Genomic DNA, 10641 nt, shown 5'->3' with positions numbered 1-10641 from the left:
GGTCGATGAAGGGCTACAGTCGCTCCCGCTTCCCGCACTGGCGGAACACCGGCAAGAACTGCGCCGGGCGGGAGACCGCCCGGGACGCCGGACCGGGTCACTGGAGGTAGCGCTCGACCTCCGGCACCGGGCGCTCGCCCTGGGCGTCCGGGTCGCCGTGGGCCTGGCGGGCGGCCCGCCGGCGACGCAGCAGGTCCCAGCACTGGTCCAGGGACTCCTCCAGCGCGCGCAGCCGCTCCCGCGCCTCGTCGTCGGTGCCGGCCTCGTTCTGCTGCGCGCCGGCACGCAGCCGGTGCTCCTCGTCGACGAGTTCCGAGATCCGGCTCAGGATGGTCTTGTCGTCCATGCCCGAAGCTTGGCACAGCGGACGGTGCCGCGCCCGCGGCACCGGATAGGTGAGCCGTCCTCGCGCTCCGCGGCGGCCACTGTGTACGCGAGTGACGCACGTCCCACGGCTTCCATTCTCGACAAAGAGATTGTTGTTACGTGAAATATCCTCCGACCTGCCTTTTGATCTGCGGCTCGTGATGGCATGCTCGCGGCAACATCACGGGTCGGTACGAGGTCGCGACCCTGAGTCAACCGAGGGAGCGTTCAGGTGCCCGAAACGACGGACACACCGAGGCCCACCGGCCGACCCCGAATCGTGCCACTGCGGCAGATCCTGCCCGCGGTGCTCCGCGACCCCGCCCGGGCCCTCATCGACATCGGTAACCGTACCGAAGGCGAACTGGTCCGGCTCAACCTCGGCTCCTTCCGCCCCTACCTGGTCACCCACCCCAAGCACGTGCAGCACGTCCTGCGCGACCGGGCGGACAACTACGATCGCGCCGGTGACGGGCTGTTCTGGCGCCCGGTGAAGCGGCTGTTCGGCGAGGGGATCCTCGGCGAGGGGCAGATCTGGTCGGCCAGCCGGCGCATGCTCCAGCCGATGTTCACCGCGAAGCGGGTGGAGGCGCTCGTCGACGGGATGGCAGACGCGATCCGTGACGCGGTCGGCGAACTGGACGAGCCGGCCCGCGCCGGGCAGCCGGTCGACATCGGCGTGGAGCAGGCGCGCATCGTCAGCCGGGCGATCATGAAGGTGCTCTTCGCCGACCGGATCTCGGTGCCGGACGCGATGCGGGTGATCGAGGCGCAGGACCGGATCGCGACCGCCGTCATCCCGCGCATCATCGTGCCGTTCGCGCCGCTGTCGCTGCCGATGCCGGGCGACCGCACGTTCGCCCGCGCCGTACGCGTCGTCGACGACGTGCTGGTGCCGATCGTCCGCGAGACACGGGAGTCCGCCGAGCAGGGCGACGACGTCATCTCGACGCTCTGGCAGGCCCGCACCGACGACGGGCGGCAGCTCGACGAGCGGCAGGTCCGCAACGACACGGTGGCGATGTTCGCCGCCACCACGGAGACCACCATCAACGTGCTGACCTGGGCCTGGCCCCACCTGGACCAGCATCCCGAGGTGGCCGAGCGCCTCTACGCCGAGATCGACGAGGTGGTCGGCGGCGAGCCGGTACGCCGCGAGCACCTGAGCCGGCTCACGTACACCCGGATGGTGCTGGACGAGCTGCTGCGGCTCTACCCGATCGGGTGGATCATCCCGCGCCGCGCGGTCGCCGGGGACGTCATCGACGGTGTGCCGATCGAGCCCGGCGCGACGATGGCGGTCAGCCCGCTGATCACCCAGCGGATGCGGCAGTTCTGGGATCGCCCGGACGAGTTCGACCCGGAACGCTTCCGCCCCGAGCGGGTCCGCGCCCGGCACCGCTACGCCCACTTCCCGTTCGGCGGCGGGCCGCACCAGTGCCTGGGCATGTACCTGTTCTATCTGGAGGCCCAGCTCATCCTCGCCACCATGCTCAGCCGCTACCGGTTCCGGCTGCACCGTCCCGGCGTACCCGGGTTGCGGCTGGCCGCGGCGCTGCGGCCGCGCGAACGGGTGGAGCTGACACTCGTCGCCGCCGGGCGGACGGAGGGGGCATGACCGACGGCGCGACACCGGATCCGCTCGTCGTCGCCGCCGAACAGGGCCGGGTCTGCGCGCTGGCCGCGCAGGGCCAGCGTGGCCTGCGCAGAGCCGCCGCCGCGCACCCCGAGCTGTTCCCCGGCGACCCGTTCGACGCGACGCTGTTCAGCAGCATCGCGCAGGCGATGGCGTTCAGCGCCCCCTGGCACAGCGCCGCCGAGCTCGCCGTGACCAACCGCGCGGTGCTGTGGGGCTTCGCCGTGGACTGGCTGGTCGACCACCAGGCCACCAGCCGGGCCGAGGTGGACCGGATCGCCGGCGTCTGCCTGGACGTGCTCGACGGCGCCGACTCCGCCGACCCGCTGGGCCGGTTCCTCGCCGAGCTGCGCGACGACGTCGCCGCCGCGCCGGCCTATCCGGCGCTGCGCGACCACTGGCGGGACACGATGGCCCGTACGCTCGACGCGATGGCCCGCGAGTGGGACTGGCGGCGCACCGGCCGCCCCACGCTCGCCGACTACCTGGCAAACGCCGACAACCTCGCCGCGACTGTCGTGAACGTCGCGCACTGGATCCACACCGGATCGGTGTCCGAGGCCGGCACGCTGGCGCGGCTGATCGAGGTCGGTGACGAGGTCCAGCGGGCCCTGCGCCTGGTGAACGACCTCGGCACCCACCGCCGCGACGCCGAGTCCGGCGACCTCAACGCGCTGCTGCTGGTGGACGACCCGGCCGAGGTGGAGCGGCACTTCGCCGAGCAGGTCGACCACTGCCGCGTCCTGCTGGCGAAGCTGGCCGGCGAGGTGCCGCGGGAGGCCGACTTCCTGTCCCGGCAGCTCGGTTTCACCACCGGCTTCTACCGGAACACCGACTTCTGGGGCGTGCGGTGACGCTGACCGCCGGACCGGTGCACGCCACCCGGCCCGGGACCGCGCGCGACCTGATCGCCGCGCTCGGCGGCGAGCCGGAGGGGCAGACCTCACCGTCGGTCTACGAGACCGGACGGCTGATCGCGCTCGCGCCCTGGCTCGACGGCCACGACCGGCGCCTGGCCTGGCTGCTGGACCGGCAGCGTCCGGACGGCGGCTGGGGCGGCCCCGGCGGCTACGCGCTGGTGCCGACGCTGAGCGCGGTGGAGGCGTTGCTGACCGTGCTGCACCGCGACGGGCCGGCCGCCGCGTCCGCCGCCGCCGCGCACCGGGGGCTGACCTACCTGGCCGGCGCGTTGCGCGCGGGCGCCCCGCCGGACCTGCCGGCCACCGACCTGATCGTGCCGGCGTTGCTGGCCGCCGTGGACCGGCACCTCGACGGTCCGGCCGGGCCGCCCCACGGCCTGGCCGAGTGGGCGGGCCGGCCCCGCCTGCCGCTGCCGGCCGGTCTCGACCCGGTCCGGCTGACCCGGGTACGCGGACTGCTCGCCACCGGGCGGCCGGTGCCGGAGAAGCTGGCGCACGCGCTGGAGGTGGCGGGCGAGCTGGCGTACCGCGCGCCCGGGGTGCGTCAGTCGGCCAGCGGCGCGGTCGGCGCCTCACCGGCCGCCACCGCCGCCTGGCTGGGCGGGCCGGAGCCCGGACCCGCGCTTGGCTACCTGAACGCTGTCGCCCGGCCCGGCCCGGTGCCCTGCGCGAGCCCGATCACCGTGTTCGAGCGGGCCTGGGTGCTCGGCATCCTGGTCCGGGCCGGCGTGCCGGTCGGCACGCCCGAGCCGGTGCTGACCGAGCTGCGCGCCGCGGTCGGGCCGTCCGGCGCGGCCACCGCGCCCGGCCTGCCCGCCGACGCGGACACCACCGCTGTCACGCTCTACGCGCTGGCCCGGCTGGGCCGCGCGCCGGGCGTCTCACCGCTGGCCGGGTTCGACACCGGACGGCACTTCTGCACCTGGCCGGGGGAGGACGGGGCGTCGCTGACCACAAACGCGCACGTGCTCGACGCGCTCGGCGAGCACCCGAGCGGGCCCGGCGTCACCGGCGCCCGACGCCGGGTCACCGAGTGGCTGCTGGACCGGCAGGAGCCGGACGGGCGGTGGGAGGACCGCTGGCACGCCTCGCCGTACTACGCCACCTACGCGGTGCTGCTGGCGCTGGCCGACCACGCGCCGGACGGCGCGGCGCGTACCGCCGTCGAGCGGGGCGTGGCCTGGCTGCTGGCCACGCAGCGCCGGGACGGCTCCTGGGGACGGTGGGACGGGACCGCCGAGGAGACCGCGTACGCGGTGCTCGCGCTGGCCGACGCGGGCCGGCCCGGCGACGTCCGGGTCACGTCGGCGCTGGCGCGGGGACGCCGGCGACTGTCCGAGCTGGACGGATCCGACGGCGAACCGGCACTATGGCACGACAAGGACCTCTACCGCCCGACGCGGATCGTCCGCGCCGCGGTGCTGGCGGCCTCCGGCCGCGCCGGGGCGGCCCGGACGGAGGCCGCACCCACCATGATCAGGATCGCTTGAATGAGGTTCACGACGGCTGCTAGCGTGCGCCGGAGTCGATCGGATTTCGGACCGACCGAAGACCGGGCCAGGACGGTGTGATGGGTTCCCGCAGTACGAATCTCCGTACGAAGATCATCGCGCTGCTGCTGTCGCTGACCGCGCTCTGGGCGTTCGCCGCGTGGGTGACCGTACGGGACGGGTTCAACCTGCTCGGCGTGCAGACGCTGAACGCGCGCGTGTTCGAGCCGAGCGACCCGCTGCTGCAGGAGCTGCAGGCCGAGCGCCGGCTGTCGCTGCGCTACCTCGGTGAGTCCGACCCGAGCCGGCTGCGGGAGCTGGAGGCCCAGCGGGCCCGCACCGACGAGACCGCCACCGCCCTGTGGCGCTCGGTACGGGACTGGCGCACCGAGATCCCGGCCAGCGAGGAGCTGATGCGGCGGCTCGACGAGCTGAAGACCGAACTGGACCAGCTCGGTCAGGTGCGCGCCGACGTCAGCCGCAAGACCATCGACCGGACCAGCACGCTCCTCGCGTACGACGAGGCGGTCGACGGGATCTTCGCGGTCTTCGACGCCCTCGGCGGCCTCGACGACGACGAGATCGCCAAGGACACCGCGGCGCTCATCGACCTCAACCGGTCCCGGGAACTGCTGTCCCAACAGGACGCCCTGCTCACCGGCGCGATAGCGGCCAACCGGATCACGGTGGGCGAGCAGACCGCGTTCGCCCGCCTGGTCGGCGCGCAGTGGTTCCTCGCCGACCGTACCGCCCGGGAACTCGCCCCCGGCGACCGCGTCCGCTTCGAACGGATGGTCGAGGGCGAGGCGTTCCAGCAGCTCCGCACACTTCAGGACCAGGTGCTCGCGGCCAAGGGCGCCGAAGTGCGCCCGCCGGTGACCGTCGCGGCGTGGCAGGCCGCCGCCGAGAAGGCGATGGCCGACCTGCGCGAGGTGATCCTGGCCGGCGGTGAGGACATCGTCTCCCGGGCCATGCCCGTCGCGATCGGCGTCATCGTGCGGCTGGTGCTCGCCGCCGGACTCGGTCTGATCGCCGTCATCGCCTCCGTGGTCGTCTCGATCACCACGGCGCGGGCGCTCGTACGCCAGCTCGAACGGCTCCGCGAGGCCGCCTTCAAGCTGGCCCACGAGCGGCTGCCGAGCGTGGTGGAACGGCTGGGCCGCGGCGAGGAGGTGGACGTCGCCCGCGAGGCGCCACCCTTGCAGTTCGGCGACGACGAGATCGGCCAGGTGGGCAAGGCGTTCAACGTCGTGCAGGAGACCGCCGTCCGCACCGCTGTCGAGCAGGCCGAACTGCGCCGCGGCGTACGCGACGTGTTCCTCAGCCTGGCCCGGCGCACCCAGGCGCTCGTGCACCGGCAGCTCACGCTGCTGGACGCGATGGAGCGGCGGGAACACGACGCCGAGGAACTGGAGGACCTGTTCCGGGTCGACCACCTGGCCACCCGGATGCGGCGCAACGCGGAGAACCTGATCGTGCTCTCCGGCTCGACGCCGGGCCGGGCCTGGCGGCGCAACGTGCCGATGGTCGACGTGGTGCGCGGCGCGGTCGCCGAGGTCGAGGACTACACCCGGGTCACCGTGCGCCCGCTCGGCGACGTGTCGCTGACCGGCCGCGCCGTCGGTGACGTTATCCACCTGCTGGCCGAGCTGATCGAGAACGGACTCTCCTTCTCGCCGCCGCAGACCACGGTGGAGGTCCGGGGTCAGCTCGTGGCGAACGGCTTCGCCATCGAGATCGAGGACCGCGGCCTCGGGATGAGCGCCGACGAGCTGGCCGCCGCCAACGCGCGCATCGTCGACCGCTCCGAGCTGAACCTGGCCGACGCGGCCCGGCTCGGCCTGTTCGTGGTCAGCCGGCTCACCGAGCGGCACGGCGTCAAGGTGCAGCTCAAGGAGTCCGCGTACGGCGGGACGACAGCTGTGGTGCTGATCCCGCGTGAGCTGATCGCGGCCGCCGGCACGCCCGACGACCTGCCCGCCCCCGGGACGCCCCTGCCGGTGACGCCGGTGCCGGATCCGGGGGGAGGCACGCCGCCCGGCGACGTGTCCGAGCCGGCGACCCCGTCCGGCCCGGACGGCGGCCCCGAGCCGGAGCAGCCGTCCGAACCCGCCCCGCAGGTGCCGGAGCCGGTGGCGCAGGCACCCCGGTTGACCCCCTCCGGGCTGCCGGCGCGTACCCGCAAGCGGCAGTCCGCGGTGGCGGCGCCCACCACGGAGCTGGCGGTGGTGGAACGCCGGCCCGCCGCCCCGGCGGACGCGGCCGAGCCTTCCCCGGCGCAGGCGCAGGCGCCGGCATCCGAGCCGGAGCCGGCGCCCGTCACCGACGTGGGGCTGCCGGTCCGGGTACGCCAGGCCAGCATCGTGCCGGAGCTGCGGCACGACCAGACCGGGGCGGACGACGACGACGCCGACGACACGGCGCGTGCACCGGAGCAGGTGCGCCGGATGATGAGTTCCTACCAGAGCGGCACGCGACGCGGCCGTACCGATGCCGCGCGCTTGCTCGGCGGAGCGCGGGAGGCCGGCGGTGCGCCGGCCGACGCGGACGAGCAGGTTACCTGACCGGGACGTCGACGCGACGGGACCGGAAGCTGACGGCACACAGCCGGGAAGATGAGGACGACGAGTGGCGCAGAAGACGGCTTCGAGCGCGGATCTGACGTGGCTGCTGGATGACCTGGTCGGCCGGGTCAAGCAGGCGGAGCACGCCGTGGCGCTCTCCACCGACGGACTGTTGATGGCCTCGTCCCGCGGATTGAGCCGCGACGACGGTGAGCACCTGGCGGCCATGGCGGCGGGCATCCAGAGCCTGGCCCGTGGCGCGGGCAAACGGTTCGGTGGCGGGCACGTACAGCAGACCATCATCGAGATGCAGTCCTCCTTCCTGTTCGTCACAGCGGCCGGGCGTAACGCCTGCCTGGCGGTGCTGGCCACGGAGGACGCGGACGTGGGCCTGATCGCGTACGAGATGGCCATGCTCGTCACCCGGGTCGGCCGGTTCGTCGCGTCACCCACCCGGGAACAGCCCCTCGGCGAGAACGCGGCACGATGACCGGCCGGAGGGACTCCGCGGAGCAGGAGTGGGTCGACGACCACGCCGGCCCGGTGGTGCGCCCGTACGCGGTGACCGGAGGCCGGGCCCGCCCGGTCACCGGCACGTTCGACCTGATCTCGCTGGTCACCTCGACCCGCACCGATGTCGGGTCGGAGTCCGGGCTGGGCCCGGAGCACGTGGCGATAGTCGGCCTATGCCAGCGGATCCTCTCCGTGGCCGAGATCGCCGCCCATCTCGACCTGCCGGTGGGCACGGTCCGGGTCCTCCTCGGAGACCTGGCCGCCCGCAGCCTGGTACAGGTACGCGAGCCGCGCGCGACCCCCGCCGGCCTTCCCGACGAGCATGTTTTCGAGGCGGTTATCAATGGACTACGGGCGCTCTGAGCGGCCGGCGGGCGCCGCGCCGCTGCCCACCGCGATCAAGATCCTGATCGCGGGCGGGTTCGGCGTCGGCAAGACCACAATGGTCGGCGCGGTGAGCGAGACCAAGCCGCTGCGCACCGAGGAGGTGCTGACCGAGACCGGCATCGGCATCGACGACCTGTCCGGCATCGAGGAGAAGTCGACCACCACCGTGGCGATGGACTTCGGCCGCATCACCATCAGCGACGACCTGGTGCTCTACCTGTTCGGCACGCCCGGACAGGACCGCTTCTGGTTCGTCTGGGACGAGCTCGCGCTCGGCGCGCTCGGCGCGGTGGTGCTCGCCGACACCCGCCGGCTGGCCGACTGCTTCCCGTCGATCGACTACTTCGAGGGACGCGGCACGCCGTTCGTGGTGGCGGTCAACTGCTTCGAGGGCGCCAAGCAGTTCCGTCTCGACGAGGTGCAGGCCGCGCTGGATCTGGACCCGGGCGTACCGGTGGTGCTGTGCGACGCGCGCAAGCGGGAGTCGGCCAAGGAGGTGCTGATCACGCTGCTGGAGCACGCCATGAAGCTGCGCGAGGCACGCCGCCGCGCCGCCGAGGACTGACCGGTCACACATCGACGGGGGAGTGGCGATGACCGAGGTGACAGTCCGGGCGATGACTCCGGACGAGTTCGACAGCTGGCAGGAGGAGCTGGCCGCCGGGTACGCGCGGGAGCACGTCACGGCCGGTAACTGGACGGCCGAGGAGGCGCTCGACCGGGCCCGGGAGGCCACCGCCGGCTTCCTGCCGCAGGGCATGGCCACGCCCGGCATGCTGTTCCTGGTCGGCGAGCTGCCTGACGGCTCACCGGCCGGCTGGCTGTGGATCGGCCTGACCCACCCGCGCGGTGTCGCCGGCTGCGCGTTCCTCTACGACATCGAGGTCGCCGCCGGGCACCGGGGCCGGGGCCTCGGGCGGGCGCTGCTCGCGGCCGGCGAGCGGGCGGCCCGGGAGCACGGCGCCCGGGCGCTGGAGCTGAACGTCTTCGGCACCAACGAGACGGCACGCGGGCTGTACGAGACGTCCGGCTACCGGGTGGTCACCCAGCAGATGCGCAAGGACCTGTCGTAGCGCCGGTTCCTACAGGCGGGTGGCGGTGCGGACCAGCGCGGCCAGCGCCCGCGACCGGCTGTGCGGCGGCCACGCGATGACCGTGGTGACCGTCGGGGCGTCCGGCACCGGCACGGCGACCATGTCCGGCCACAGCAACGACCGGCATGACTCCGGCAGCACCACAGCGGTACGCCCGAGCGCCACCAGTTGGAGCAACTGGGAGTGGTCCCGGACCTCGGGGCCCGGCCCGTCGGGGTAGGTGCCGTCGTGCAGCGGCCAGCGCGGCAGCGGCAGGTCGGGCAGCGCCTCGACGTCGGCCATCCGCAGCTGGGCCCGACCGGCCAGCGGGTGCGTCGCCGGTAGCACCATGACCTGCTGTTCGGTCACCAGCTCCTCGGTGTCCAACCCGGTGATCGAGTCGAACGGCAGGTGCAGCAACGCCACGTCGGCCCGCCCGTCGCGCAGCAGCCGTTCCTGCTCGCCGATGCCGGACAGCAGCACCTCCACCCGTACCGAGTCCGGCTCGGCGGCGTACGCGTCGAGCAGTTTCGGCAGCAGCTCGCTCGACGCCCCCGCCTTCGTCACCAGCACCAGCCCGGCGCCGCCGTGCGCGGCCTCGCCGGCACGGCGGGTGCGGCGGTCGGCGGCGTCCACCGCGTCCAGGGCCGCCCGGCCCTCGCGGAGCAGCACCGACCCGGCCGCGGTGAGCGCGACACGGCGGCTGTCCCGTTCCAGCAGCGTCACGCCGAGGCGCCGTTCGAGCTGACGGATCGCCCGCGACAGCGGCGGCTGGGCGATGCCGAGGCGGCGCGCGGCGCGGCCGAAGTGCAGTTCCTCGGCGACCGCGACGAAGTAGCGAAGCTCCCGCGTCTCCATCCCGCCACCGTACCGCCGGATCGATACCCGCCGGGTATCGCCCGCTACCGAAGTGGTGTTGGAGGCCCGGCCGCCGCGCGGACAGGATCGAGACCATGAGCGAACGGACGATCGCGCTGGTGACCGGCGCGAACAAGGGAATCGGGTACGAGATCGCGGCCGGCCTGGGGGCGCTCGGCTGGCGGGTGGGCGTCGGCGCCCGGGACGAGCAGCGGCTCGCCGAGGCGGTCGCGAAGCTGCGCGCGGGCGGTGTGGACGCGTTCGGCGTACCGCTGGACGTGACCGACGACGCGAGCGTGACCGCCGCCGCCCGGCTGCTGGAGACGGAGGCCGGCGGTCTGGACGTGCTGGTCAACAACGCGGGCGTGACCGGCGGTGTGCCGCAGCACCCGGGTGACGTCGACCTCGGGACCATCCGGACCGCGGTCGAGGTGAACGTGATCGGGGTGGTCCGGGTGACCGAGGCGATGCTGCCCCTGCTGCGCCGCTCGGCGTCGCCGCGGATCGTCAACATGTCCAGCGGCGTCGGCTCGCTGACCCGGCAGAGCGCCTCCACCGGAGAGGAGCAGACCGGCCCGCTGTCGGTGGCGTACTCGCCGTCGAAGAGCATGCTCAACGCGGTGACCATTCAGTACGCGCGGGCGCTCGCCGGCACGAACATCCTGATCAACGCCGCCTGCCCGGGGTTCACCGCGACCGACCTGAACGGCTTCCGGGGCGTGCGGACGCCGCAGCAGGGCGCGGCGATCGGAATCCGGCTCGCGACGCTGCCGGACGATGGGCCGACCGGCGGCTACTTCGAGGACGCGGGCGTCATCCCGTGGTGAGCGCGGC

The 10641-nt window shown here is 73.6% G+C and carries 11 protein-coding genes; 9 read left to right on the top strand and 2 right to left on the bottom strand.

From position 1 onward, the window contains the following. Positions 1–97: 97 nt before the first annotated feature. On the bottom strand, positions 98–346 hold the full coding sequence (locus AB0B20_RS21000) for a DUF2630 family protein (protein WP_357381084.1): 249 nt from the start codon (positions 344–346) through the stop codon (positions 98–100). 300 nt (positions 347–646) lie between these two features. Here AB0B20_RS21000 and AB0B20_RS20995 point away from each other — a divergent pair, with 300 nt between their 5' ends. The 8 genes from AB0B20_RS20995 to AB0B20_RS20960 all read left to right on the top strand — a co-directional run bounded on the left by AB0B20_RS20995 (position 647) and on the right by AB0B20_RS20960 (position 8949). Then, the gene (locus AB0B20_RS20995) at positions 647–1984 is read left to right on the top strand and encodes a cytochrome P450 (protein WP_357472629.1); all 1338 of its coding nucleotides are present in this window, start codon (positions 647–649) and stop codon (positions 1982–1984) included. Beyond that, positions 1981–2856: a terpene synthase family protein gene (locus AB0B20_RS20990; protein WP_357381086.1), complete on the top strand. Its 876-nt coding sequence runs from the start codon at positions 1981–1983 to the stop codon at positions 2854–2856. The genes AB0B20_RS20995 and AB0B20_RS20990 overlap by 4 nt, the downstream gene beginning before the upstream one ends. Further along, on the top strand, positions 2853–4412 hold the full coding sequence (locus tag AB0B20_RS20985; protein ID WP_357472624.1) for a prenyltransferase/squalene oxidase repeat-containing protein: 1560 nt from the start codon (positions 2853–2855) through the stop codon (positions 4410–4412). Before AB0B20_RS20990 ends, AB0B20_RS20985 begins: the two co-directional genes overlap by 4 nt. 80 nt (positions 4413–4492) lie before the next feature. Further along, positions 4493–6976 (top strand): nitrate- and nitrite sensing domain-containing protein, encoded by a 2484-nt coding sequence (locus AB0B20_RS20980; RefSeq protein ID WP_357472621.1) that lies wholly within the window; start codon positions 4493–4495, stop codon positions 6974–6976. Between the two features lie 64 nt (positions 6977–7040). Then, positions 7041–7466 carry a roadblock/LC7 domain-containing protein gene (locus tag AB0B20_RS20975; protein WP_357381092.1) on the top strand — a complete coding sequence of 142 codons (426 nt, stop codon included), beginning with the start codon at positions 7041–7043 and terminating at the stop codon, positions 7464–7466. Further along, a complete protein-coding gene (locus tag AB0B20_RS20970; protein ID WP_357381094.1) occupies positions 7463–7852 on the top strand; it encodes a DUF742 domain-containing protein in 390 nt (129 codons plus the stop codon). The genes AB0B20_RS20975 and AB0B20_RS20970 overlap by 4 nt, the downstream gene beginning before the upstream one ends. After that, entirely contained in the window at positions 7833–8441 is a 609-nt protein-coding gene (locus AB0B20_RS20965) for an ATP/GTP-binding protein (protein ID WP_357381096.1), read from the top strand. The genes AB0B20_RS20970 and AB0B20_RS20965 overlap by 20 nt, the downstream gene beginning before the upstream one ends. A gap of 28 nt (positions 8442–8469) precedes the next feature. Then, positions 8470–8949, top strand: coding sequence for a GNAT family N-acetyltransferase (locus tag AB0B20_RS20960; RefSeq protein WP_357381097.1), 480 nt, complete (start codon positions 8470–8472; stop codon positions 8947–8949). Positions 8950–8958: 9 nt separating this feature from the next. Here the strand turns inward: AB0B20_RS20960 and AB0B20_RS20955 are convergent, their stop codons facing one another. After that, positions 8959–9807 carry a LysR family transcriptional regulator gene (locus AB0B20_RS20955; protein ID WP_357472618.1) on the bottom strand — a complete coding sequence of 283 codons (849 nt, stop codon included), beginning with the start codon at positions 9805–9807 and terminating at the stop codon, positions 8959–8961. Positions 9808–9902: 95 nt separating this feature from the next. On the opposite strand from AB0B20_RS20955, the gene AB0B20_RS20950 reads away from it, so the two are divergent. Next, entirely contained in the window at positions 9903–10634 is a 732-nt protein-coding gene (locus AB0B20_RS20950) for an SDR family oxidoreductase (RefSeq protein ID WP_357472615.1), read from the top strand. The last annotated feature ends 7 nt before the right edge of the window (positions 10635–10641 follow it).

Origin of the sequence: Micromonospora sp. NPDC049151 (genome assembly GCF_040648395.1) — a bacterium.
GTDB lineage: Bacteria > Actinomycetota > Actinomycetes > Mycobacteriales > Micromonosporaceae > Micromonospora.
Note: the sequence above shows the minus strand (reverse complement) of the source record. Positions and strands in the feature narration are given on the sequence as shown.

Coding starts and splice junctions, on each gene's coding strand:
- AB0B20_RS21000 (WP_357381084.1), bottom strand. CDS start 346: ATGGACGACAAGACCATCCTGAGCCGGATCTCGGAACTCGTCGACGAG.
- AB0B20_RS20990 (WP_357381086.1), top strand. CDS start 1,981: ATGACCGACGGCGCGACACCGGATCCGCTCGTCGTCGCCGCCGAACAG.
- AB0B20_RS20980 (WP_357472621.1), top strand. CDS start 4,493: ATGGGTTCCCGCAGTACGAATCTCCGTACGAAGATCATCGCGCTGCTG.
- AB0B20_RS20970 (WP_357381094.1), top strand. CDS start 7,463: ATGACCGGCCGGAGGGACTCCGCGGAGCAGGAGTGGGTCGACGACCAC.
- AB0B20_RS20965 (WP_357381096.1), top strand. CDS start 7,833: ATGGACTACGGGCGCTCTGAGCGGCCGGCGGGCGCCGCGCCGCTGCCC.
- AB0B20_RS20960 (WP_357381097.1), top strand. CDS start 8,470: ATGACCGAGGTGACAGTCCGGGCGATGACTCCGGACGAGTTCGACAGC.
- AB0B20_RS20955 (WP_357472618.1), bottom strand. CDS start 9,807: ATGGAGACGCGGGAGCTTCGCTACTTCGTCGCGGTCGCCGAGGAACTG.
- AB0B20_RS20950 (WP_357472615.1), top strand. CDS start 9,903: ATGAGCGAACGGACGATCGCGCTGGTGACCGGCGCGAACAAGGGAATC.